Source organism: Brachybacterium sp. J144 (assembly GCF_036321705.1).
Lineage (GTDB): Bacteria > Actinomycetota > Actinomycetes > Actinomycetales > Dermabacteraceae > Brachybacterium.
The window spans coordinates 151,561-175,824 of record NZ_JAZDCG010000005.1 but is presented as its reverse complement, the minus strand read 5'-3'; the positions used below and the strand labels follow the sequence as shown (position 1 = coordinate 175,824).

Annotated in this window: 22 protein-coding genes; 11 read left to right on the top strand and 11 right to left on the bottom strand. The window is 72.2% G+C overall.

Going from position 1 to position 24,264, the window contains the following annotated elements; genetic code table 11:
* Positions 1-570 (top strand): transposase (locus tag V1260_RS03910; RefSeq protein WP_329745480.1); only part of this gene is annotated, 570 nt, incomplete at its 5' end.
* 530 nt (positions 571-1,100) lie between these two features.
* On the opposite strand, the gene V1260_RS03905 is transcribed toward V1260_RS03910, so the two are convergent.
* On the bottom strand, positions 1,101-2,483 hold the full coding sequence (locus V1260_RS03905; protein WP_329745479.1) for a UTP--glucose-1-phosphate uridylyltransferase: 1,383 nt from the start codon (positions 2,481-2,483) through the stop codon (positions 1,101-1,103).
* Between the two features lie 191 nt (positions 2,484-2,674).
* Here V1260_RS03905 and V1260_RS03900 point away from each other — a divergent pair, with 191 nt between their 5' ends.
* The gene (locus V1260_RS03900; protein WP_329745478.1) at positions 2,675-3,466 is read left to right on the top strand and encodes a DUF899 family protein; all 792 of its coding nucleotides are present in this window, start codon (positions 2,675-2,677) and stop codon (positions 3,464-3,466) included.
* A gap of 3 nt (positions 3,467-3,469) precedes the next feature.
* On the opposite strand, the gene V1260_RS03895 is transcribed toward V1260_RS03900, so the two are convergent.
* Positions 3,470-4,351, bottom strand: a complete 882-nt coding sequence (locus V1260_RS03895; protein ID WP_329745477.1) for a DUF817 domain-containing protein — start codon at positions 4,349-4,351, stop codon at positions 3,470-3,472.
* 120 nt (positions 4,352-4,471) lie between these two features.
* On the opposite strand from V1260_RS03895, the gene V1260_RS03890 reads away from it, so the two are divergent.
* The 3 genes from V1260_RS03890 (at position 4,472) to V1260_RS03880 (ending at position 7,817) form a co-directional block, all read left to right on the top strand.
* Positions 4,472-5,152, top strand: a complete 681-nt coding sequence (locus V1260_RS03890) for an HAD-IA family hydrolase (RefSeq protein WP_329745476.1) — start codon at positions 4,472-4,474, stop codon at positions 5,150-5,152.
* Between the two features lie 11 nt (positions 5,153-5,163).
* Entirely contained in the window at positions 5,164-6,963 is a 1,800-nt protein-coding gene (gene metG, locus V1260_RS03885) for a methionine--tRNA ligase (protein ID WP_329745475.1), read from the top strand.
* A gap of 65 nt (positions 6,964-7,028) precedes the next feature.
* Positions 7,029-7,817, top strand: a complete 789-nt coding sequence (locus tag V1260_RS03880; RefSeq protein WP_329745474.1) for a Fic family protein — start codon at positions 7,029-7,031, stop codon at positions 7,815-7,817.
* Positions 7,818-7,872: 55 nt separating this feature from the next.
* Here V1260_RS03880 and V1260_RS03875 read toward each other — a convergent pair whose 3' ends face one another.
* From V1260_RS03875 to V1260_RS03860, 4 genes are all read right to left on the bottom strand, one after another.
* On the bottom strand, positions 7,873-8,622 hold the full coding sequence (locus V1260_RS03875; protein ID WP_329745473.1) for a PIG-L deacetylase family protein: 750 nt from the start codon (positions 8,620-8,622) through the stop codon (positions 7,873-7,875).
* Positions 8,623-8,632: 10 nt separating this feature from the next.
* A complete protein-coding gene (locus V1260_RS03870; RefSeq protein WP_442878110.1) occupies positions 8,633-9,775 on the bottom strand; it encodes an FAD-dependent oxidoreductase in 1,143 nt (380 codons plus the stop codon).
* A gap of 59 nt (positions 9,776-9,834) precedes the next feature.
* A complete protein-coding gene (locus tag V1260_RS03865; protein ID WP_329745471.1) occupies positions 9,835-11,142 on the bottom strand; it encodes an O-acetylhomoserine aminocarboxypropyltransferase/cysteine synthase family protein in 1,308 nt (435 codons plus the stop codon).
* A 104-nt stretch (positions 11,143-11,246) separates the two neighbouring features.
* Positions 11,247-12,095 (bottom strand): siderophore-interacting protein, encoded by an 849-nt coding sequence (locus V1260_RS03860; RefSeq protein ID WP_329745470.1) that lies wholly within the window; start codon positions 12,093-12,095, stop codon positions 11,247-11,249.
* Between the two features lie 69 nt (positions 12,096-12,164).
* Here V1260_RS03860 and V1260_RS03855 point away from each other — a divergent pair, with 69 nt between their 5' ends.
* Both V1260_RS03855 and V1260_RS03850 read left to right on the top strand, forming a co-directional pair.
* On the top strand, positions 12,165-13,670 hold the full coding sequence (locus tag V1260_RS03855; protein ID WP_329745469.1) for a phytoene desaturase family protein: 1,506 nt from the start codon (positions 12,165-12,167) through the stop codon (positions 13,668-13,670).
* Between the two features lie 105 nt (positions 13,671-13,775).
* Complete coding sequence (locus V1260_RS03850; protein WP_329745468.1) at positions 13,776-15,311, top strand: peptide MFS transporter; 1,536 nt, start codon at positions 13,776-13,778, stop codon at positions 15,309-15,311.
* A gap of 68 nt (positions 15,312-15,379) precedes the next feature.
* Here the strand turns inward: V1260_RS03850 and V1260_RS03845 are convergent, their stop codons facing one another.
* The 4 genes from V1260_RS03845 to V1260_RS03830 form a co-directional block, all read right to left on the bottom strand.
* Positions 15,380-15,559 carry a hypothetical protein gene (locus V1260_RS03845; RefSeq protein WP_329745467.1) on the bottom strand — a complete coding sequence of 60 codons (180 nt, stop codon included), beginning with the start codon at positions 15,557-15,559 and terminating at the stop codon, positions 15,380-15,382.
* Positions 15,556-15,804, bottom strand: coding sequence for a hypothetical protein (locus V1260_RS03840; RefSeq protein WP_329745466.1), 249 nt, complete (start codon positions 15,802-15,804; stop codon positions 15,556-15,558). Before V1260_RS03840 ends, V1260_RS03845 begins: the two co-directional genes overlap by 4 nt.
* Positions 15,805-15,899: 95 nt before the next feature.
* Positions 15,900-17,228, bottom strand: a complete 1,329-nt coding sequence (locus tag V1260_RS03835; protein WP_329745465.1) for a hypothetical protein — start codon at positions 17,226-17,228, stop codon at positions 15,900-15,902.
* Between the two features lie 37 nt (positions 17,229-17,265).
* Positions 17,266-18,969, bottom strand: coding sequence for a cation:proton antiporter (locus V1260_RS03830; protein WP_329745464.1), 1,704 nt, complete (start codon positions 18,967-18,969; stop codon positions 17,266-17,268).
* Positions 18,970-19,304: 335 nt separating this feature from the next.
* On the opposite strand from V1260_RS03830, the gene V1260_RS03825 reads away from it, so the two are divergent.
* A complete protein-coding gene (locus tag V1260_RS03825; RefSeq protein WP_329745463.1) occupies positions 19,305-19,832 on the top strand; it encodes an HNH endonuclease in 528 nt (175 codons plus the stop codon).
* Between the two features lie 43 nt (positions 19,833-19,875).
* Here the strand turns inward: V1260_RS03825 and V1260_RS03820 are convergent, their stop codons facing one another.
* Positions 19,876-20,493 carry a DUF1345 domain-containing protein gene (locus tag V1260_RS03820; RefSeq protein ID WP_329745462.1) on the bottom strand — a complete coding sequence of 206 codons (618 nt, stop codon included), beginning with the start codon at positions 20,491-20,493 and terminating at the stop codon, positions 19,876-19,878.
* A 100-nt stretch (positions 20,494-20,593) separates the two neighbouring features.
* On the opposite strand from V1260_RS03820, the gene V1260_RS03815 reads away from it, so the two are divergent.
* From V1260_RS03815 to V1260_RS03805, 3 genes are all read left to right on the top strand, one after another.
* On the top strand, positions 20,594-22,138 hold the full coding sequence (locus tag V1260_RS03815) for a UDP-N-acetylglucosamine 1-carboxyvinyltransferase (protein WP_329745461.1): 1,545 nt from the start codon (positions 20,594-20,596) through the stop codon (positions 22,136-22,138).
* Between the two features lie 98 nt (positions 22,139-22,236).
* A complete protein-coding gene (locus tag V1260_RS03810; protein ID WP_329745460.1) occupies positions 22,237-23,232 on the top strand; it encodes a LacI family DNA-binding transcriptional regulator in 996 nt (331 codons plus the stop codon).
* Entirely contained in the window at positions 23,229-24,251 is a 1,023-nt protein-coding gene (locus V1260_RS03805; RefSeq protein ID WP_329745459.1) for a LacI family DNA-binding transcriptional regulator, read from the top strand. Before V1260_RS03810 ends, V1260_RS03805 begins: the two co-directional genes overlap by 4 nt.
* The last annotated feature ends 13 nt before the right edge of the window (positions 24,252-24,264 follow it).

Here is a 24,264-nt window from a genome sequence, read left to right as displayed (position 1 = left end):
CTCGAGGACGCCACCTGCGTGCTGGACGCGTTCCACATCGTCAAGCTTGGCGGCGCTGCAGTCGATGACGTTCGCCGCCGGATCCAGCAGGAGACCCTCGGTCATCGCGGCCGCAAGGGTGATCCTCTCTACGGGATCCGCCACATCCTCCGCGCTGGGCGTGAACGTCTCACCACACGCCAGCAGGCACGGCTGGAGACTGCGTTCGCAGCTGATTCCACGCACATCGCAGTCGAAGTCGCCTACCGCTGCTCCCAAGACCTCCGAGACGTGTTCCACCAGCCCACGCCCGCGCAGGGACGTCGACTCGCCCAGCGGCTCATCGACACGCTGCCCAGCTGTCCGATCCCCGAGATCGCGAGGCTGGGCAAGACCCTGCGACGCTGGGAGACGGCGTTCCTGGCCTACTTCGACACCGAAGGCGCGAGCAACGGCGGCACCGAGGCCGTCAACGGGATCATCGAGCTCGGCCGCCGTATTGCCCGTGGGTTCCGGAACTTCGAGCACTACCGCCTCCGAATGCTCCTCATCACCGGCGGCCTCGACGCCTCACCCCACACTCAACTCTGAAGAGCCTGAAGACGGCATGAGTCAGGCCTTCGGGGAGCGGGCTCGGGGCGTGCGGCATGCCCACAGCATCGGCCGACCGCAGCGTGGTCCCCCGTGTCCCTGCACATCGCCCAGGTCACCGCGGGAACGCATGGGTCCTCCCCATTCCGGTGACAGACGTCAGGATCAGGCTCCGACTTCGCCGACGAGACCGCAGAGGCGTCCCTCGTCGCCGCGCCGAGTGCTGCATTCGGACCGTCACCGGACCCTCGAAGCGGTCTAAACGCAACACTCGACGGGGAGAAGCGGTCCAAAGGCAACACTCACCCGGGAGAAGCGGTCCAAAGGCAACACTCACCCGGGAGAAGCGGTCCAAAGGCAACACTCACCCGGGAGAAGCGGTCGCAACGCAGCACTCGGCGGGAGGAGGCGGTATCGAGTGCTGCGTTCGGACCGTCACCGGACCCTCAGAGCGGTCCAAACGCAGCACTCGGCGAGAAGAACGGTCCAAACGCAGCACTCGGCCAGAAGTAGCGGTCCACAGGCAGCGCTCAGCCGGCGGTGCCGACGCGGGCGCCCTCGGGCACCGCGCCGCCCTCCTCGCCGAGCACGGCGTCGCCGATTAGCGAGACGTCGGCGCCGAAGGTCCAGTCCCCCTGCACGTCGACGCTGCGGGCCTCGCGCAGCGAGGGGACCCCCTGGGGGAAGCGGGCCTCGAAGTCGCCGATCAGCTTGTACGAGCCGGGATCGAGCGACACGGTCGGCACCGACTCGGCTCGCTGCACCAGGGCGCCACGCTCGTCGAGGTCGTAGAGGTCGGAGCGGACCAGCAGCAGGTCGCTCGTGGCCTTCACCGGGAGGAACCGGTCGCGGCCCACCACGATCGCGGTCGCCCCGTCGAACACCTCGATCGCGGCGCCCATCGCGGACTCGATCTGGTAGACGGGGGTCGAGCCCTTGTCGGAGGGGTCAACCGTCTTCTCGTTGCGGATCAGGGGCAGGCCCATGACCCCCTGGCGCTCCGCGAGGATCGCCTGGAGCTGCTCGAGGTCCCACCACAGGTTGTTGGTGTGGAAGAACGGATGGCGGTGCTCGTCGGTGAAGTAGTCCATCTCCTCGGCCGGGGTCTGCGCGGTGTCGCGCAGGATGAGCCGGCCGTCGGCCTTCCGGACCGCGAGGTGGCCGCCCTTGCGGTCGGCGGGGGTGCGGCGGCACAGCTCGGCCGCGTAGGGCGCGCCGGTGGAGGCGAACCACGAGGCAAGCACCGGGCTCGGGACCGTGCCGAGGTTGTCGGAGTTGGAGACGGAGGCGTACTTGAAACCGGCGTCGAGCAGCTGCTGGAGCAGGCCGGAGGTCTGCAGCGCGGTGTAGATGTCCCCGTGGCCGGGCGGGCACCACTCGAGATCGGGCTCGGCCTCCCAGGTGACCGGGTGGAGGTCGTCGACGCGGAGCTTGGGCTCCTTGTTCTGCAGGAAGTCCAGCGGCAGGTCGCCCACGGGCAGATCCGGGTACTTCGCGAGCACCTCGAGGGTGTCCTCTCGGGTGCGGAAGGAGTTCATGAACACCAGCGGCAGGCGGGATCCGGTCGCGCGGCGGGCGGCGAGGACCTGCTCGACGATCAGCTCGAGGAAGCTCTTCCCGTCACGGACGGGCAGGAGGGACTTCGCCCGGTCCATGCCCATCGACGTGCCGAGCCCGCCGTTGAGGTTGATGACCACCAGCTGGTCGAAGACGGACTTGGCGTGCGCCGGGTCGATCGAGACGTCCTCGAGGCGGGGCGGGTCGAGATAGGGCTCGATCGTCCCCTCGGGGATCGAGCCGGTGACCCCCTCCTCGAGCTGTCCGTAGTAGTGGGTGAAGACGTCGATCGCGGTCTGTGCGACCCCGGCGTCGGCCATCTTCTGCTGGGCGGCGGCGAGTCCTTCGGTGCTCATGCCGACAGCGTATCGACTCCCGCCCGTCGGACCGCGCCGCGAGGTCCGCATCGGGACCGCTCACCGGGAACTGCCCTCTGGGCAGCGGTCGCCTCGAACCGCTCCGGGCCCTTCCCCCGGCCGCGGAGCGGTGCTTGACTCAGCACCAGCGCCGGGCACCGTCGTCCGTCGAGTGAGCCCTGGGGGGCGCCATGTCCTCGTCCGATCCCGTCCCCGCCCCGTCCCGTCCCGCCGCGACCGGTCTGCCCGAGGTGGTGGACCGCGAGACCTGGGAGGCGGCGCGCGCCGAGCTCCTGGTCGAGGAGAAGGCGCACACGCGCGCGGGGGATGCGCTCGCGGCGAAGCGCCGTCGCATGCCGATGCTCGAGGTCGACGGCGACGCGACCGTGGTCGGCCCGAACGGCCCGGTCCCTTTCCGGACCCTGTTCGACGGCCGCGAGGAGCTCCTCGTCTACCAGCACATGTGGTGGGACGGCGCCCCGCACCAGGGGCAGTGCGAGGGCTGCACCCTCACGGCCTGGCATCTGCAGGACTCCGCCTACCTGCGCGCCCCCGGGGTGTCCTTCGCGATCCTCACCACGGGCGCGTGGGAGGAGGTCGAGCCCTTCGTCGCCTTCATGGGCTACACCGAGCCGTGTTTCTCGGTGCGGGACACCCCGGCGCCGATCGGCGGGGACATGGGCTACCTGCAGTGCTACCTGCGCGACGGCGAGCGGGTGTTCCTCACCTATGCGATCACGGGGCGCGGCACGGAGGTCGCCGATCCGGCCCTCGGCCTGCTCGACCTCACGGCCTTCGGCCGCCGCGAGGCGTGGCAGGACATGCCCCCGGGACGCGTCGCGGGGAACGACGCCTGCTGGCTCTGGCGCATCGACGTCGACGGGAACCCGACCTGGGGACCGACGGGCCGGCCCGCGGCGCAGTGGACGCGTCCCGGCGCGACGGCCGAGACGACGCTCGGCCGAACGGGCACGCATAACTGAGCATCACGGAGCCGGATCGGGCCCCCGCGGCCGGTGGACGAGCGTCACCAGCACCACCGACACCATCATCAGCAGCAGCCAGGAGACCAGCTTCGAGAGCGGCACCAGGTGCCAGCCCTCCTGCTGATGCGGGTAGATCCAGGCCCCGGCCGCGGTGCCCACGTTCTCCGCGATCCACAGCAGCAGCGCCACGCCGAGGAAGGCGGCGAGGACGGGCAGGCGCCGCCACGGAGCCCGGCGGTGCACCCGGAAGGTCATCAGACAGCGCCCGTACAGGACGACCACGCCCCCGAGCAGCACCCAGCGGGCGTCGGGCAGGTAGTGGTGGGTGAAGAAGCTCGCGTAGATCGCGGCGCCGAGCAGAACGGTCGCCCACAGCGGCGGGTAGCGGGTGAAGCGCAGGTCGAACAGGCGCATCACGCGCACCATGTAGGAGCCGACGGCGGCGTACATGAACCCCGTGTAGAGCGGCACCTCCCCGATCCGCAGGATCCCCTCGGCCTCGTACTGCCACGAACCGACGGAGGTCTTGAACAGCTCCATCACGGTGCCCACGACATGGAAAACGGCGATCACCCCCATCTCGCGGAGGCTCTCGAGGCGCAGGGCGAGCATCGCGACCTGCAGCGCGATCGCCGCGACGACGAGCACGTCGGCCCGCGCGATCGGCGCATCCTCCGGGTACAGCGTGCGCGCGGCGACCAGGAGCAGCAGCATGGCGGCGCCGAACACGCACGCCCAGGACTGCTTGAGCCCGAACACGGCGACCTCCACGAGAACTCTGCGTCGCGCCCCGGCGGCGCCGGTGAGCGCGGCGGTGCGACGCTGCGCCCACCGGTCGAGGCGCTCCTCGGGCGGGGTGAAGGGCGGTCGCTGGGGGCTCATGGCACCAGTCTGGGCAGGCGGTGCGCAGGTTCCCGCGGGAAGTCGGGAGGATTCCGGGGAGAGAGCGGGGAGCTCTCGGGGAGGAGCGGGCGCGGGAGGGCCGCTCCCTAGGATGGTGCCGTGCCCCACGACTCCCTTCGTGTCCTCCACGACCTCGTGACCACCGCGCGGATCCGCGTCGTGGTCTCGGACCTCGACGGCGTGCTGCGCGTCTTCGACCCGTCGCTGTGGGACGAGCTCGACGCGATGACCGGCACCGCGAGCGGATCGAGCGTCGACGCGATCCTCGGGCACCCCTACCTCGACGAGGTGGTGCGCGGCCGCGGCACCCACGCCCGCTGGCGCAAGCTCGCGGCGGAGCAGCTGGTGGCGGCGGGGAGCCGCCCCGACCTCGCCCGCGCCGCCGTGGACCGCTGGGCCGCGACCACCGCGGTCGTCGACGAGGGCGTGCGCTCCGCCCTGCTCGCGCTGCGAGCGTCCGGCACCGCGGTCCTCGTGCTCACCAACGGCACCGACCGCGTCCCCGAGGAGCTCGCCGAGCTCGAGCTCGGGGACGTCGTCGGCGACGACCGGAGGTTCCTGCTCAACACGGCGGACCTCGGCGCGGCCAAGCCGGACCCCGAGGCGTTCGCCCGGGCCCGTCGGCGGATCGAGGAGGTGCTCGGGGAGCAGGTGCCGCCGGAGCGGATCGTCCTCCTCGACGACTCGCCGCGTCACATCGAGGGCGCTCGGGCGTGCGGATGGCACGCGGTGCTGCACCGCCCGGACGACGCGAGCCGCACCGGGCCCCGCCTCCCCTAGAATCGATCCCCATGAGCACAGTCCTGTCCGCGGTCGCCTGGCCGTACGCCAACGGTCCCCGCCACATCGGCCATGTCGCCGGCTTCGGCGTCCCCTCCGACGTCTTCTCGCGGTACATGCGCATGGCCGGCCACGACGTGCTCATGGTCTCCGGCACCGACGAGCACGGCACGCCGATCCTCGTGAAGGCGGACGAGGAGGGCCTCACCGCCCGGGAGCTCGCCGATCGCAACAACCGCCTCATCGTCGAGGATCTCGTCGCGCTCGGGCTCAGCTACGACCTCTTCACCCGTACCACGACCCGCAACCACTACCAGGTGGTGCAGGACATGTTCGTGACCGTGCGGGACAACGGCTACATGATCGAGAGGACCGGCCACGGGGCGATCTCCCCGTCGACCGGACGCACCCTCCCGGACCGCTACATCGAGGGCACCTGCCCGATCTGCAAGACCCCCGGGGCGCGCGGAGACCAGTGCGACGCCTGCGGCAACCAGCTCGACCCCACCGATCTGATCGATCCGGTCTCCCGCATCAACGGCGAGACGCCGGAGTTCGTCGAGACCACCCACTGGTACCTCGACCTGCCCGCACTCGCCGCGGAGCTGGGTCGCTGGCTCGACGAGCGCGAGGCGACGGGGCTGTGGCGCCCGAACGTGATCCGCTTCAGCCAGAACATCCTCGAGGACATCAAGCCCCGCGCGATGACCCGCGACATCGACTGGGGCATCCCGGTGCCCGGCTGGGAGGACCAGCCGACCAAGCGCCTCTACGTCTGGTTCGACGCAGTGATCGGCTACCTCTCGGCCTCGGTCGAGTGGGCGCGGCGCAGCGGCGATGCCGAGGCCTGGCGGAAGTGGTGGAACGATCCCGAGGCGCTCAGCTACTACTTCATGGGCAAGGACAACATCGTCTTCCACTCGCAGATCTGGCCGGCGGAGATGCTGGCGCAGAACGGCCAGGGGGACAAGGGGGGCGAGCCCGGCGGCTTCGGCGTGCTGAACCTCCCCACCGAGGTCGTCTCCTCCGAGTTCCTCACCATGGAGGGGCGCAAGTTCTCCTCCTCCAAGAACGTGGTCATCTACGTGCGCGACGTCCTGGACCGCTACCAGGCCGACGCGCTGCGCTACTTCATCTCGGCCGCGGGCCCGGAGAATCAGGACGCGGACTTCACCTGGACCGAGTTCGTCGCGCGCACCAACAACGAGCTCGTGGCCGGCTGGGGCAACCTGGTCAACCGCACCGCGGCGATGATCGCCAAGAACGTCGGCGAGATCCCCGCCGCGGGCGAGCTCGAGGAGATCGATGAGACGCTGCTCGGCGCGATCCGCGAGGGCTTCACCACCGTCGGCGGGCTCATCGAGGCCCACCGTCAGCGGGCCGCGATCGCGGAGGTGATGCGACTGGTCGGCGAGGCGAACCGGTACGTCTCCGAGACCGAGCCGTTCAAGCTCAAGGCCGAGGAGCAGCGTCCGCGCCTGCTCACGGTCCTGCACGTGCTGGCCCAGGCGGTCACCGACCTCAACACGATGATCTCCCCGTTCCTCCCCTCCTCGGCGAACGCCGTGGAGAGGGCGCTGGGCGGCGACCGGGTGATCGCCCCGATGCCGCGGATCGACGAGGTCGAGGATCTCGACGGCGGCCCCGGCTACCCGATCATCACCGGCGACTACACCGGCGCCCCCGCCTGGGAGCATCGTCCCGTGGTCGTGGGGCAGACGGTCGTGAAGCCGACTCCGATCTTCGTGAAGCTCGATCCGGAGATCGCGGCTCAGGAGCTCGAGCGGCTCGAGACCGCGGCGCAGGACTGATCCGCTCCGGCGGGAGTCGACGAACTGCTCGGCACCGCTTCCTCTAGTAACACTTTCCAGAGAACGTGTTACTTGAATCGCGTCATGAGCACACTTCCGGGTCCGGATCCGCTCGTCGTCCCCGCCGCGAGCTCCCGCCCGGGGCACTGGCGGGTGCCCGACGACGGGCTCGCCTCCCGGGGGTCGCGACGACGCGGCTCGGGTCCGTACGCGGCGTCGCTCCCCGCTCCCCTGTGCCCGCCGCGCTCGAGGATCTGATCCGCTTCCTGTCCACGGATGAGCTGCCGGTGCTGCTGCACGCGGCGATCGCCCACGCGCAGTTCGAGACCATCCACCCGTTCGTCGACGGCAACCGCCGGACGGGACGCGCGCTGGTCCATGCCCTGCTGCGCGGCAAGGGGATGCTGCGCGCCACGGCCCCGCTCTCCGCCGGACTGCTCACCCACCTCGAGGCCTACACCGCAGCGCTGACCGCCTTCCGGGCGGGCGACGCCCGACCGATCGTCGAGGAGTTCTCGCGAGCGGCTCGCTATGCCGCGGTCACGGGGACCGCCCTCGTGGACGACCTCGCGGCGCAGCTGGAGGAGGCGCGGGAGCTGCTGTCCGGAGTGCGACGTCACGCGCTGGCCTGGAGGGTCCTGCCCCTGCTCGTGGCGCAGCCGATCGTGAACGCGGCGCATCTGCGCCGCGAGCTGGACGCTCCCGCCATGTCCGTGCAGCGGGCGCTCGACCAGCTCACCGCCTCCGGAGTGCTGGAGGAGGCGACGGGTCGCTCCCGGAACCGCATCTGGCAGCACCGCGGGATCCTCGCCGTGCTCGACGACTACGCGGAGCAAGGCCGCCGGGCCGGCTGATCCCCGCGGGGGCTCACCCCGCGAGGCCCCGCCACGCCGACCCCGGCCCCTCCGCTCACTCCTCGCCGCCGAGTCCTCCCAGGTCGACGACCCGCAGCACGACGGCGTGCTCGGTGCCCGCGGCAGCGCCGCCCTGCGCGAGGATCGCGGGGATCAGCACCTCGGGCGCCGGATGACCGGTGACGTGGGCGAGATAGGCCGCATGCGCCTGGAGCGAGGCGACCGCGGCCTCGACGTGGTCGGCACCGACGGCCCGCGCATGGGTCGGCTGGGGATGCCCGACGATGGCGACCGCCCGCGCGGACCACGGGGCGAGCTGCTCCTGCTCGGCGAGCTCGCGGAACACCCACGGGTTCGCGGCATCGCGGCAGGCATCGACGGCGGCGAGCCCTGCGACGCGGTGGTCGGCCTGGTTCAGCCCGCCGTAGGCCTCGACTTCGAAGTTCGCGGTGAGCACGAGGTCGGGTCGCACCTGGCGGATCACCCGGGCGATGTCGCGGCGGAGCGCGAGCGTGCCCTCGAGCATCCCGTCGGGGTGGCCGAGGTACCGCAGGTCGGTGACGCCGACGCGCTCGCAGGCGCTGCGCTGCTCGCGCTCGCGCAGCGGGCCGACGCTCTCCGGCGGCTCGGCCATCCCGGCCTCGCCGCGGGTCAGCAGCAGGTAGGTCACCTCCCAGCCGGCCTCGGTCCAGGCGGCGACGGCGGCGGAGGCGCCGTACTCCATGTCGTCGGGATGTGCGACCACGCAGAGCACGCGGCGCAGCCCGTCCTCGGGCAACGGGGGCAACGGTGCGGCAGCGTCCATGGCGCACACCCTAGGCGCGGACGAGCTCCCGGTCGAGGTCCCTCACCAGACGATTCACCGCGGCGCGACCGGCGCGGTTGGCGCCGATCGTCGACGCGCCGGGCCCGTGGCCGACGAGGTGTATGCGAGGATCCGAGGCGACGGCCGTGCCGTCCATGGCGATGCCGCCGAGCGGACCGGTCAGGCGCAGCGGCCGCAGGTGCCGCAGCTCGTGCCGGAACCCGGTCGCCCAGAGGATCACGTCCAGCGCGGTGCGGCTGCCGTCGACCTCGAGCACCCCGTCCGGCAGGATCCGCGCGAACATCGGCCGCCGCGTGAGGATCCCGGCCTCGGCGGCGCGGCGCAGCGCGGGAGTCCAGATCAGCCCGGTGTGGGAGACGACGCTGCCGACGGGCCGCCCCTCCCGGACGGCGTCCCAGACCCCGGCGACGGCCTCGCGACCGGCCTCCTCGGTGAATTCGCGGTCGCGGAACACGGGCTCCCGCCGCGTGTACCAGAATGTCTCCCCCACCTCGGAGATCTCCTGCAGGTGGCCCAGCGCGCTGATCCCGCCGCCGACCACCGCGACCCGCAGCCCGGCGAACTCCTCGGCGGCGACGTACTCCGCAGTGTGCAGCTGATGGCCCCGGAAGTCGCGCGCCCCGGGGACGGTGGGGACGAAGGGCCGGGTCCAGGTGCCGGTCGCGTTCAGCACGGCGCGGGTGCGGAGCAGGGGCCGGGCGCGCTCGTCCGGGCCGACGGAGTGGACCAGCAGGGGCCGCTGCGATCCGGGAGCGGCCGACGGGTCGTCCTCGACGCGGGTGACCCGCACGGGTCGCTCGACCTCGATCCCCTGCTGCCGCTCGAAGGCGGCGAAGTACTCGGGGACGGCCCGGTTCGCGGGGACGTCGGGATCGACGGCGGGGACGGGCATGTCCGGCAGCTCGCGGATCCCGTTGACGGTCGCCATCGTGAGGCTGTCCCAGCGATGGCGCCAGGCGCCGCCGGGGCCGTCCTCCGCATCCAGCACCGCGACCGGGGCGATGCCACGCCGGTGCAGATGGTGGGCCGCGGAGAGACCGGCCTGCCCGGCGCCGATCACCACCACCTGGACGTCCCTGACCGCTCTGACCCCTCTGGCCGCTCTAACCCCTCTGACCCCTCTGGCCTCCATGGTTCCCAGAACCCTCGCCGGGCCGGCGGTGTTCCCGGGAGCGAGCGGGATCACGCGGGCTACGGCACCGGCGCCGCCTCGTCGGCGGCGGGCAGGGCCGCGACGGCGGCCAGTCCGCGGCGGAGGTCCTCCCAGAGGTCCTCGACGTCCTCGAGTCCGACGCTGAGCCGCACCGTCCCGGGGGTCACGCCGCAGGCGAGGCGCTGGGCCTCGGTGAGGTGGGAGTGCGTGGTGGTGCCGGGATGGCACACCAGCGAGCGGGCGTCGCCGACGTTGACGGCGAGGGTCCACAGCTCCAGCGCGTCGCAGAAGGCGGCCGCGGCGGCCTCCCCGCCGGCCAGCTCGAGGGAGAACACCCCCGAGGTCCCGCGGGGAAAGTCGCGCCGGGCGAGCGGGGCGTCCGGGCGACCGGGGATCGTGGGATGCGAGACGCGCTCGACGCCGTCCGCTCCGTGGAGGCGCGCGGCGAGGTCCGCGGCCGTCGTGCTGTGCGCGCGCATCCGCAGGTCGAGCGTCTCGATGCCGACGAGGATCTGCTGGGCGCTCGCGGCGGGGAGGGTCGCGCCGAGGTCGGTGACGTACTTGGCCCGCGCGTAGGCGAGCAGTCCGGAGCAGCCGCGCTCGTAGTCGTCGGCGAAGGTGACCCCGAAGCGGCGGTTGCGCGTGGTCAGGCGCGTCCAGCGCGCGGGACATCGTCGTGGGTCGAAGCGCCCCGTGTCCACGATCAGGCCCGCGATGGTGGTGCCGTGGCCGGAGAGGTACTTGGTGGCCGAGTGCACCACCAGGTCTGCCCCGTGCTCGCCGGGCCGGTAGAGCGCGGGGCTCGCGAGGGTCGAGTCGACGACGACGGGCACGTCGCGGGCGTGGGCGATCTCGGCGATCGCCGGCAGGTCCACGAGCTGGGCGCCGGGGTTCGCGATCGACTCGACGAGCACGGCTCGGGTGTCCTCGGTGATCGCGGCGGCGAGGGCCGTGAGATCCGCGGGGTCGACGACGGTGGTGGTCACGCCGAGGTCGGCAAGGGTGTCGTCGAGGAACTCGGTGGTCCCGCCGTAGAGGAGCGAGGAGGCGACGAGGTGACTGCCCGGCTCCAACAGGGCGAGCAGCGCGATGGTGGTCGCCGCCTGCCCGCTCGCCACCGCGATCGCGCCGATCCCGCCCTCGAGCGCGGTGATCCGGCGCTCCAGCACGGCGGTGGTGGGGTTGCCCGAGCGGGAGTAGGCGAAGCCGTCGCAGCGCCGGGCGAAGAGATCCCGCAGGGAGGCGTGGGACTCGTGCGCATACGCGCTGGTGGCGTACACGGGCGGGACGACGGCGCCGTGGGCGTCGTCGGCGCGCCAGCCGGCGTGGATCGCTGCGGTGCTCATGCTCCCCCTCCTGTCGATGCGGTCCAGCCAGCATCGAGGAGGGGACGGCACCATCGCGAGCCGTGTGACGGACTGTGGCCCTTCGGGTCACCCGCCGCACCGGATCAGTCGTCGATCGCGCCGATCGGCTCGCGCTTCTCGGCCTGGAACTGGTCCTCGACACGGCCCAGCGCCCAGTACGCGGAGATCGAGATCTGCTCGCGGGGGACGCCGCGCTCGGCGACGAGGACGCGCCGCAGGCGCTTGGTGAGACCGCGCTCGGCGTGGCAGAACACCTGCAGGCCCGCGGTCTCTGCGAGGTCGAGGGCAGTGACGGCCTCGAGCAGCCGCTCGCGATCCCCGATCACCCAGCGCACCTCGACGCCCGCCGGCGCCTCGAGGCGCAGCCGGTCCTCCTCATGGTCGAGATGGATCAGGGCGAAACCCACGGCGGCGGGATCCATGGCCTCGAGCGATGCCGCGATGGCCGGGAGGGCGGAGTGGTCCCCGATCAGGAGGTGACGGGCGGTGGACTGCTCCGGGGTGTACCCGCCCCCGGCCCCCATCAGGGCCACGCGGTCCCCGGGCTGCGCCGCGTCGGCCCAGCGGGAGGCGACGCCCTCCGCCTGGCCGTCCGCGGCGCTGTGAAGCACCACGTCCAGCTGGATGGCCTGCTCGTCGTCGAACCAGCGGCGCACCGTGTAAGTGCGGCGGGAGGGCAGGAGCTCGGGGCTCTCCTCGCGCAGGCGCTCGAGGTCGAAGGGGGGCTGCAGGCCGGTGGAGGGATCGGGGAGCAGGAGCTTCACATAGGCGTCGGCCTGCTCGTTGCGGTTCAGGGCGGAGAACAGCTCACCGCCGAGGGTGATGCGGAGCAGGCGCGGGGAGAGGCGGGTCTTGCTCCTCACCTCGAGCACGGCCTGTTGGCGCTTCTGGGGCCGACGGGCCGGGGCTTCGGGGGCGGTGGTGGTCTCCATGTCCCCCACATTACGCGACATCCCGCTTTCGAAAATGCCTGTCCAGTCGTCGACCTCTAGGGTGAGGGCATGACCCCCTCTGCGACCCACGAGGTCGATGCCGTCGTCGTCGGATCGGGCCCCAACGGTCTCGCGGCCGCCGTGACCCTGGCCCGGGCCGGACTGCGGGTGCAGGTGCTCGAGGCGCAGGACACCGTCGGCGGCGGAGCGCGCACCCTCGACCTGGGCCTCGCCCCCGGGATCGTGCACGACATCTGCTCCGCGGTGCAGCCCCTCGCCCTCGCGAGCCCCTTCTTCCGCGACTTCGACGTGACCGAACGAGGAGTGCGGCTCGTCTCCCCCGAGGCGTCCTACGCCCAGCCCCTCGACGATGCCCCGGCGGCCATCGCCTGGCACGACGTCGAGCGCACCGCGGCCGGGCTCGGAGCCGACGGGCCCGCCTGGCGTGCCGTGATGGGCACCCTCGCCGCCCATCAGGACGAGGTGGTCGCCCTCGCGCTCGGCGACAAGCGCTCCCTGCCGCCGGAGCTGCTCACCCCGCGCGGGGTGCTCGCCGCACCCCTCTTCGGGGCTCTCCTCGGACTGCAGGGAAGCCCCGCCTGGGACTTGCCCTTCCGCACCGAGCGCGCCCGCGCCCTGCTGGGCGGCGTCGCCGCGCACGCGATCGGCCGCATGCCCTCCTTCGCGCTCAGCGCCACCGCGGCGCTGCTGGGGACGATCGCGCACGGGGTCGGCTGGCCGATCCCCGTCGGCGGCTCGGGCCGGATCGTCGACGCGCTCGTGGACGACCTCGAGGCGCACGGCGGGGAGATCATCACCGGCCACCACGTGCGGACCTGGCGTGACGTCCCGCCGGCGCGCGCGGTTCTGCTCGACACCACCGCCGGCGCCGCCGCCGAGATCCTCGCCAACCGGCTGCCCCGTCGGCTCGAGACGGCGCTGCGCCGCTTCCCCCACGGGGACGCCGCGGCGAAGGTCGACTTCGTGCTCTCCGGGCCGGTCCCCTGGCGCGATCCGGAGGTGGGCCGCGCCGGCACCCAGCACCTCGGCGGGTCCCGGGAGGAGATGGCCGCGGCGGAGTCCGAGGTCGCGGCGGGACGGCTCCCCCGTCGGCCGATGACCCTGGTGAGCGATCCCGCCGTCGCGGATCCGAGCCGGATCGTCGGCGGGCTGCGACCGCTCTGGGCCTACGCCCACGTGCCCGCCGGGGACCGCACCGACCCGACCGAGGCGGTGACCGCGCAGATCGAGCGCTTCGCCCCCGGGTTCCGGGACGTCGTCGTCGCCTCCCGCGGGATCTGCGCCGCGGACATGCCCCGCCACAACGCCTCCCTCGTGGGCGGCGACGTCACCATGGGGCGGGTCACGATGTGGGGCATGATCGCCCGACCCACCCCGTCCGCGGACCCCTACCGCCTCGCCGACTCCGGCTGGTACCTGTGCTCGGCGGCGACCCCGCCGGGCCCCGGCGTGCACGGGATGAACGGCTGGCACGCGGCGCGTCGGGCCCTGCGCCACGAGTTCGGGATCCAGGAGTCCCCGGACCTCTCGCCTCGCCTCTCCGTCCGGTTCTGAGCCGGAGAGCGGCAGAGTTTTCTGACGTCTGCAGCGATGAACGACCGGTCACACGGACACGTCGAGGCTGGCAATGCGTCGGAGGAAGGCGCAGGATGTCTTCCCGTGAATTCACCAGACCCTCGATCCCCCGGCCGTCCGGAGCCCACGGCGCCTGTCGCCGGAGCCGCCGACCTCGCCGTCGAGCCCTCCGACGACACGGAGCACAACCCCTCGGGCCGCCTCTTCCTCGGACAACCGGCCCCGCTCGCGAACCTGTTCAGCGTCGAGATGTGGGAGCGCTTCAGCTTCTACGGCATGCAGGGCATCCTCGCCATCTACATGTACTTCTCGGCGACCCAGGGCGGCCTGGGCATCGACGAGACCACGGCGCTCGGCATCGTCGGCGCCTACGGCGGCTCGGTCTACATCTTCTCGATCCTCGGCGCGCTGGTCTCGGACCGGCTGCTCGGCCCGGAGAAGACCCTCTTCGGCTCCGCCGTGATGATCATGGTGGGCCACATCTCCCTCGCCGTGATCCCGGGGGTCCCTGGACTGGTGGTCGGCCTGCTGCTCGTGGCCGTCGGCTCGGGCGGTCTGAAGTCGACCGCGGCCACCCTCGTCGGCTCGCTGTACTCGGTCGATGACCCGCGCCGCGACGCGGGCTTCTCGATCTACTACATGGGCATCAACATCGGCGGCCTGCTGGGCCCGCTGCTGACCGGCTACCTCCAGCTGTCCTTCGGCTTCCACCTCGGCTTCGGCGCCGCGGCCGTGGGCATGGCGATCGGCCTGACCCAGTACGCGCTGACCCGCAAGGGCCTGCCCGCCTCCGTGCACCGCGTCCCCGATCCGCTGCCGCGCTCGCAGTACCCGCTCTGGGCCGGCATCGCCGTGGTCGTGGTGGTGCTCGCCGTGCTCCTGGCGACGACGGGGATCGTGAACCCCGGCAACCTCGCTACGATCGTCTCCGTGCTGGCGGTGGTGGGCGCCGTGGCGATCTTCGCCCTGCTGCTCACGTCGAAGAAGCTCGATGGCGACGAGCGCTCGCGCGTGGTCTCGTTCATCCCGCTGTTCATCGGCACCGCGGCGTTCTTCGCCCTGTTCCAGCAGCAGTTCACGGTCATCACCCTGTACTCGGACACGCGGCTGAACCGCGAGATCCTGGGCTGGGAGATGCCGATCTCGTGGGTGCAGTCCTTCAACCCGTTCTTCATCATCGTGCTGGCGCCGCTGTTCGCCGCGCTGTGGACGAAGCTCGGTCACCGCAATCCCACCACCCCCACCAAGTTCGGCGTGGGCATCGCCCTCATGGGCGCCGCCTTCGTGCTGTTCCTGCCGATGTCCTCGGTGGTCTCGGTGCCGGTGCTGTGGATCGCGATGATCATGCTGGTCGCCACCCTCGGCGAGCTGTGGATCTCCCCGGTCGGCCTCTCGCTGGCGACCAAGCTCGCCCCGCGGTCCTACCCGGTGATGATGATGGCGCTGTACAACCTGGCGGTCGCCCTCGGCACCGCCCTGTCCGGTTCCCTCGCGGGCTTCTACTCGGCTGATGCCGAGGTCGCCTACTTCGGCGTGCTCGGCGCCGTGACGATCGGGATCGGCCTGATCATGCTGGCCATCGCCCGACCCGTCGCGAAGGGCATGCGCGGCGTGCGCTGACCGCAGCGCCCCGGCGCGCCCGTCCGCACGAGCCGCCCTGCCCCCTAGGGCAGGGCGGCTCGTGACGTTCAGGGGCCGAGGATCGCGAGGAGGACCCCCAGCACCGCGCAGACGATGCCGAGCGCCGCGGCGATCCGCAGCAGCAGCCGCGCCGTCGGGTGGTCCCAGCCGTGCAGGAGGCCCGGCACCAGGGACGCGAGGAACACGAGCACGGCGAGGGCGCCGACGACCATCAGCGCCGGGATCATCGCTTCTCTCCCACGACGGCGAAGCTCACGCCGACAAGAGCCGCGACGAACGCGCAGGCGACCGCCGCGGCGCGGAGGCCCGCCCCCGCGTCCCCGCCGAGCAGGAGGTGGAGGAGGTAGAGCAGCACGGCGAGGCCGCCCGCGATGCTCACGGCGAGCACCTGCACTCGGCGGACCGGGCTCGGGGCGGAGGCGACGGAAGCGGTCGAGAGTGAGGTCGTGGGGGTGGTCGAGGGTGTGTCCATGCTCGCCACGCTAGGTCCGGGACCCGAGGTGACCGGAGGGTCGGCGGCGGATCGATGACAGATGTCAGGGGTCGCGGACGAGCACCCGCCCCGCCTCAGATCTGACCGCGCCGCTCGGCCAGGAGGGTCAGCACCGCCGTGAGCACGGCGGCGGAGCCCTCGATGTGGGAGCCGTCCCCCTCGAGAAGGCCGCAGCGCACCAGGTCGTCGAGGTCCCGGCGCACGAGCACCAGGTCCTCCAGGCTCTTGTGGTCCGCCTCGTGGATCACCTGCGCGACCGGCAGATCCACCCCGCCGTCGACGCACGCGCTGACCAGCGCGGCGAGGGTCTCCGGAAGGCCCCGGAAGCCGCCCTCCCCGCCCGCGCGGGCGTGTCGGCCCAGCAGCAGGGCGGTGAGCACCGCATGCCCCCACTCGGCGAAGGCCGACGGGTCCTCGGAGAAGGGGCGGAACGGGACCGGCCCCGCGAGAGCGGTGACCCGCCGAGCGCCGAGGGCGAGCCAGCCGCCGTCGAGCAGCGCGACCCACGCCCCGGCGATCTCCGGACGGTGCCACATGCTGCGGGCGCCGGCGGGGAGGCCGAGCAGCTCGCTCACGCGAACCGTCTCCGCGCGGCCCAGCGCCCCCGAGTCCGTGACCCGGCATCCCTCCCCCACCACGTCGAGGATCGCCTCCGCCGCGCGCAGCAGGCCGTTGCGGCGGTAGAGCTCCGGGTCGGGGTCCTCCTCGAGCAGGGGGTCATCGCCCGAGCGGCCCTCGCCGATCTCCGGGATGAACCAGGGCCAGCTCGCCTGCTCCGCTCGGCTCGGCGGCTCGGCGCGCAGCACCTCGAGCGCCGTCTCCCGGTCGTAGGCGTCGGAGATCCGGGCGAGGGTGCCGAGCTCGGCGAGCGCCACCCGGTCCTCGTCGGAGCGCGTCGTGTACCAGCGCATGTAGGCGGCGAGCTCCTCGGCGTCGTGGAGGTCGACCCCGCGCTCTAGTCCGTAGCCGAGGACGTTGGTCGAGAAGGAGCGGCGGGTCGGGTCGTCGGCCGCCTCGAGGGTCGGGAACTCGAGGCTCTGCAGCAGCAGCGAGGCCGCTCCGGGGGTGGGGGCGTCCTCCCGCCAGCGTCCCGTCTCCTGCAGGAACGCGAAGAGCTGCCGGAGGGCGGGGACCAGCTCCATCGAGTCCTCGCGGGTCTGCACGACGTGCCGCGGCACCGCCCGGGTGAGGAGCTCCGTGGCGAGGTCCTCGGTCCACTCCTCCGGATCGGGGCTGTCGAGCTGCTCGTCCTTGAGTCGCAGGAGCGTCCCGATCAGGCGCGCCTCCTCCTCGGCGCCGACGGGCAGCTCGCGCCGCCGCCACGCGAGGAGGTCGGCGAGCAGGGAGGTGCGACGCTCCTCGCCGCCGTGCGGCCCCTGCCGGGGACCCTGCGATGCCGTCATGCCCCCAGCATGCCGGTCCGCGGGCGGGACGGCCAGATCACGGCGCGTCCCCGCGCAGCGCCCGCTGGTCCAGCAGCTTCTGCGCCCGCGCGATCACGTGGGAGTCGTAGGCGGCGGTCGAGCGGGCCTCGTCGAGCGCGTCGCGCTGCGCCTCCTGGACGAGGGTCAGGAGCTCGGGCATCTGCGCGCGCACCGGATCGCCCTCGTCCTCCCGGGGAGGGTCCTGGCGCATCCGCTCTTGCCAGGCCCGGGCGGCGTGCAGCACCTCCGGGGCGAACTCGCCCCCGTCCCGGCGCCGCAGCGAGGGGTTGTCGAGCACCTGCGCGACGGCTGCCTCGCCCACCTCCGAGAGCAGGAGCTGCAGCTCGCGCCGCTCCCGCTCGGCGTCGCTCCCGCGGATGCCGAGCAGGCGGATCAACAGCGGCAGCGTGCCGCCCTGACCGACGAGGGTCACGAGCGCGACCACGAAGGCGATGAGCACCAGCTGGGTGCGATAGGGGAAGTCGGTGGGCAGCGACTGGGCCGCGGCGAGCGTGACCACTCCGCGCATCCCGGACCAGGCGATCACCGCCCCGCCGCGCCAGCCCAGACCGTTCTCCGCGTAGAAACGGGCGTCGGCCCGACGGCGGCGCAGCCAGCGCTCCGCCTTCGGCAGCGCGGGGTGCTGCTGCAGGCGCTCGTCGGACGAGACCTGTTCGAGGATCCTGCCGATCTTCGCCTCGGTGTGGCGGTGATCGTCCTGGCGCCGTCGGGCGGAGTGCACCACGGGCACGACCACGGCGAGCCGGATGAGGGCGAGCGCGAGCACGACGAGCAGGCCCACCCAGACGGCGGTGAGGACCGACAGGCCGACGTCGGCGACGTCGTCCACGAGGGTCACCAGTTGCAGGCCCATGAGCAGGAAGACCCCGTTCTCCAGCAGGAGCTGCACGGTGGTCCAGTTCGTGCGCTCCGCGGAGCGGTCCTGGACGCTGAGCCGGCGCACGCCGGCGGCCCCGGTCACGAGACCGGCGACCACCACGGACAGCACCCCGGAAGCGTGCAGCAGCTCAGCGGGGAGGAAGGCGACGAAGGGCACCACGAAGGAGATCGCGGTGGTGAGCGCGGGCTGATCGATGCGGGAGCGGATGCGGACCGCGAGCATGCCCACCACGGCGCCGATCACGAGGGCGATCGCGACGGCGTAGGCGAAGTCCGCGGCGGCCCGCCAGAACGAGAAGGCGCCCGCGGTGGCGGCGACCGCGGTGCGCAGGAGCACGAGGGCGGTCGCGTCATTGACGAGCCCCTCCCCTTCGAGGATGGTCAGCAGCCGGGGCGGCAGGCCGAGCCGCTTGCCGATGGAGGTCGCGGCCACGGCGTCTGGCGGGCTGACCACGGCACCGACCGCGATCGCGGCGGCGAGCGACAGGTCGGGGAAGATCCACCACAGCAGCAGGCCGACGCCGAGACTGGAGAGGAGCACCAGGACGACCGACAGCGCCGTGATGGTGCGCAGGTCGCGGCGGAAGTCGACCACGGGCATGTTGACGGCCGCCGAGTAGAGCAGCGGCGGGAGCACGGCGGTGAGGATCAGCTCAGGCGGCACGTCGATCCGCGGCATGCCGGGCACGAGGCTCACGCCCAGGCCGACGAGGACCAGCAGGATCGGAGTCGCGAGGCCCAGCCGGCGCGAGGCCAGCGAGGCGGCGACGATCACGAGCACGGCGATCACGCCGACGATCTCCAGCTGCTCGAGGTGCACGGGTCCTCCTGTGCGGATCGGGTCGGGTCGTCGTCCGGGCGTCGGGCGTCGGTCTCGACGCTCGCGGGCACAGCATCCCACCCTGTCCCGGGGAGTCCGCCGGGACTCCCGCGCGGCGCTCCACGAGATCGGCACAGTGGGATCGGCACGACGGGATCGGCACCTCGTGTTCGGCGACACGACACGCGGATGCCATCTGCCGGGAGGGCCCGTGCCGGACAATTCAATGGTGACCGGGCAGGGATCCGGGTCACACTGCTCGTGCCGGTCGCGAGCTCTCCCCTCCCGCGGCCAGGTCGAGTCATGGCGCGCATCCGCGGACGAGGGACGAGGTGATGAGCATGTCGCAGGTGAAGGTGTTCAACCTGGGGTACGACCCCGGGACCGGGATCGGGGAGCTGCTGCACACCACGACGGTGCGGCACGCCTTCGGGATGATCCGCCGAGAGGTCGCGAACCCGGTCGAGCTGACGCTCGTCGAGGATCGGATCGTGCCGCTGGCCCTCGAGCTGACCCACGAGCTCTCGGGCGCCTGGGTGGAGGGCATCGGTCAGCGGTCGATCGGCTTCTCGTACCGGGCGGTCCACGAGCGTGACCACTGGACCTGCGCCTACTGCGGGCGCAGCGTGTCGAAGACCCCGCCGAGCGAGGCGCTGCTCGCGACGGTCGACCACATCCTGCCCGTCTCCCGCGGCGGCCCCTCGTCCTGGCTGAACCTGGTCTCCGCCTGCAAGGAGTGCAACAACCGCAAGGCGGATCGCACACCGCAGGAGGCGGGGATGGATCTGCGCGTCGAGCCCTACGACCCCTCGCTCTCCTACCGCGTGGGCGGGCACGTCGAACCGCTGCCGGTCCCCGCCTGAGCACAGCCGACGGGCGGCGACGGCGCGGTCCGTCCGAGTCGGCTCAGGCGAGGCCCAGGGCTCCCGCGACGAGGTTGACGGCGGCGCCGAGGACGATCATCCCGAAGGCGAAGCTCAGCAGGGCGTGGCGCAGCACCATGCCGCGCATGACGGGATCGGTGGTGTCGGTGTCGGTGATGCCGTAGGTCATGCCCACCGAGTAGCTGACGTAGAGGAAGTCGGAGTAGCGCGGCGGGAGATCGCTGCTGAAGTCCAGCCCGCCGCCCGCCGCATAGAAGCGATGGGCGTAGCGGACGGCGTAGGTCAGGTGGACGCTGGCCCAGGCACCGAAAGCGCCGAGCAGGGTCACGGCCGCGCCGATGCTGCGCAGCGGCTCGTGCCCGGCGGAGCCGAGGTGGAGGACCACGATCGAGATCACCGCGAGGGCGGAGAGCACGGCGACGAGCGTCGTGTCGACGGCGGGATCGAGGTCCTCGTCGCCGGCGTGCTCCCGCGTGGCTTCGGCGTCCTTGGGCCACAGCACCCACCACGATCGCAGCAGGAAGCTCAGTTCGGCGACGGCGATCCCGCTGATCACGGCGAGCGGCACGTCGACCACGAGCAGCAGCAGGGCGCCGGCCACGAGGCCGAGCCCGGTCGCGAGGAGGATACGCCGACGCATGGCGTCGATCGTAGGACCACGGAGGTCGGATCACGGACAGTGACGAGCACCGCACCCCGCCTGGGAATCGTTATCTCATAGATGAGATACGGTCGCGCTCATGACGATCACCGAGGACACCACCTACCTGGAGCGGATCGGCGGCATCATCCGCGACGCCCGCCTGCGCACGGGCCTCACCCAGGCCCAGCTCGCCGAGCAGCTCAGCACCAGCCAGAGCGCGATCAACCGCATCGAGAAGGGGCAGCAGAACCTCACCCTGGAGACCCTCTCGAAACTGGGCCGGGCACTGCGCTCCGAGTTCGTCAGCCTCGGCACGTCGGGCCCCAGCCACCTGCGTGTGCACGGCGGGACCACCCTCTCCGGCGAGATCGACGTCAAGACCTCGAAGAACGCGGGAGTCGCCCTGCTGTGCGCCTCGCTGCTGAACGTCGGCACCACCACCCTGCGCCGGGTCGCCCGCATCGAGGAGGTGAACCGCCTGCTCGAGGTCCTCACCTCGATCGGCGTGCGCGCCCGCTGGCTGAACGACGACGGTGACCTCGAGCTGCAGGTGCCGGAGCGCCTCGACCTCTCCGCGATCGACGCCGACGCCGCCCGTCGCACCCGCAGCATCATCATGTTCCTCGGTCCGCTGATGCATCGCGCCGAGTCCTTCCAGCTGCCCTACGCGGGAGGCTGCGACCTCGGCACCCGCACCGTCGAGCCGCACATGACCGCCCTGCGCCCCTTCGGCCTCGAGGTCGTCGCGACCGACGGCCACTACCAGGCGACCGCGTCGGCCGACGCCCCCGGACCCTCCCGTCCGATCGTGCTCACCGAGCGCGGGGACACCGTCACCGAGAACGCGCTGCTGGCCGCGGCCCGCTCCGAGGGCGAGACCGTAATCCGCAACGCGAGCCCCAACTACATGGTCCAGGACCTGTGCTTCTTCCTGGTCCGTCTGGGGGTGGAGATCGACGGCATCGGCACCACCACGCTGCGCGTCCGCGGCCGCTCGCGGATCTCCCAGGACGTCGACTACGCCCCGAGCGAGGACCCGATCGAGGCGATGAGCCTGATCACCGCCGCGATCGTCACGAAGTCCTCGATCACGGTGCGCCGCGTGCCGATCGAGTTCCTCGAGATCGAGCTGGCGATCCTCGAGGAGATGGGCTTCCGCTACGACCGCAGCGAGGAGTACCTCGCCCGCAACGGCGAGACCCGCCTGGTCGACATCACCACCCATCCCTCGCAGCTGCGGGCCCCGATCGACAAGATCCACCCCATGCCCTTCCCCGGGCTGAACATCGACAACCTGCCCTTCTTCGCGGTCATCGCCGCGACCGCCGAGGGGCAGACCCTGCTCCACGACTGGGTGTACGAGAACCGCGCCATCTACCTCACCGAGCTCACCAAGCTGGGCGGGAACGTGAAGCTCATGGACCCGCACCGCGTACTCATCGAGGGCCCGACCCGCTGGAGCGGCACCGAACTGATGTGCCCGCCCGCCCTGCGCCCCGCCGTGGTGATCCTCCTGGCGATGCTCGCCGCGAAGGGCACCTCGGTGCTGCGCAATGTGTACGTCATCAACCGCGGCTACGAGGATCTCGCCGAGCGCCTCAACGCCCTCGGCGCCCGCATCGAGGTGTTCCGGGACATCTGAGGGGCGGAGATCGCGACCCCAGCGGAGCGTCCTGCGGCCCGCCCCGGGCTATCCTCCGAGTCGGGGTCCGGTCGCTGACCAGGCGGGAAGGAGGGTCGATGCCGCCGACGATGAAGGATGTCGCGGCGCTCGCCGACGTCTCGGTCAAGACCGTCTCCCGCGTGGTCAACGGCCATCCGAACATCAGCGCTGAGCTCCGCACCCGCGTGAGCTCCGCGATCGAGGAGCTCCAGTGGCAGCCGAACACCCACGCCCGCTCACTGCGGACGGGGCGGACCGGGCTGATCGCGCTCAGCCTCGACGACCTGCGCTCCCCTCGGCTCGCACAGTTCGCCGAGGCCCTGGTCCTCGAGGCCACCCGGCACGACCTGCAGATCTCGCTCGAGCCGAGTCGCGGCCGACCGGAACGCGTCGGGAGGACCCTCTCCGCACTCGGGTCGACCTTCGACGGCGCCATCCATCTCGGACCCCTTCCGGACGACGTGCTCGAGGACCTCGATCCGACGCTGCCGGTCGTCGCGCTCCTCACCGGAGGGGACGCAGAGTCACCCCCGCCCCGCGTCGCGACGCTCGACGTCGACGAGACGGCGGCGGCGCGCCTGCTCGGCCAGCACCTGAGGACGCTCGGAGCCGACGACATCACGATCCTCGGCCTGCCGGCGACGACGCCCGACGCCTTCACTGCCGCCCTCGAGAGGGAGTTCCCGCGCAGTACCGTCCTCCGCCCCGAGCGACGGGCCGACCGCGCGAGCGGCCAGGCGCTCACCGAGGTGCTGATCGCCGAAGGCCGCACTCCCGGCGCCCTCGTCTGCGCCGACGACGAGCTCGCGATCGGCGCGCTCTCCGCGCTCCGGCAGCACGGGGTGGCGATCCCGTCCCGGACCCTCCTGACCGGACACGGGAACCTCCCCGACGGTCGGTTCACGACACCGTCGCTGACCACGATTGACATCGACATCGCGGAGATCGCCCGTCACGCGCTCGACCTCCTGCGCGCTCGGCGTGACGACGCCTCGCGACCGCCCGCCCGGACCCTCCTGCCGGTCAACCTGCTCCGCGGGGAGTCGACGCTGGGCCTCGGGAGCGCGCGATGAGGCGGGTCACCCTCTCCCAGGTCGCCGAGCGGGCGGGAGTCTCCCCGGCGGCGGCCTCCCACGTGCTGCGCGGACTCGAGCGCGGGACGATCCGCGTCTCCGAGGCCACCCAGGCCACCGTCCGGGCGGCGGCCGCGGAGCTCGGATACGTCCCCTCGGCCGCCGCCCGAGGGCTCGCCGCCGGGAGCGCAGGACGTGTGGCGATCCTCGTCCCGAACCTCCAGCAGCCCTACTTCGCCCGCATTGCAGAGTCGCTGGCGGTGGCCCTCGAGGTGCATGGACTGACCACGACCCTGCGCCTCTCGCGCACCCCCGAGAGTGAGCGCGACGCCGTCCTCGGGCGCACCACCCGAGACGTCGACGGGGTCATCGTCTGTCCGCACTTCATCACCGCGGAACTGCTCGAGGGCCGGACGCCGCCGCTGCCGGTCGTGCAGGTCGGCGGGTCCCCGACAGACGGAATCGACTGCGTGGTGATGAGCGAGTACGAGGGAGCCCTCGCCGCGGCGCGCCACCTCCTGGCTTCCGGTCGTCGACGCATCGCCTACGTCGCCGATCCCTGGCTCGACTCCACGAAGAGCCAGCGCCATCGCGGCTATCTCGACGCGCACGCCGAGCTGGGGCTCGAGCCGGACCCGCGGCTGCAGGTCGCGGGGTCGGACTGGGACCGTCGGGAGACGGGCCAGGAGGCCGTGATCGGCCTGTTCCGCACCGGTGTCGCCTTCGACGGCATCATGTGCGTCAACGATGCTGTCGCCTCGGGGGCGATGCGAGCGATCTCGCGGGCAGGGCTGCGCATCCCCGAGGACGTGGCGATCACGGGGTTCGACAACACCGACGAGGGCGCCTTCATGACCCCTCCCCTCACCTCCGTGGATCCCGGGGCGCCGGAGATGGCCGGCCTCGCCGTCTCCATGCTCCGCTCCCGCCTCGACGGCGATCGGAGCCCGGCACGACGGGAGATGGCGGCGACACAGCTCGTCGTCCGCAGCTCGACGCTCGCTCAGCGCACCGCCTAACCTCTCCTCCGAC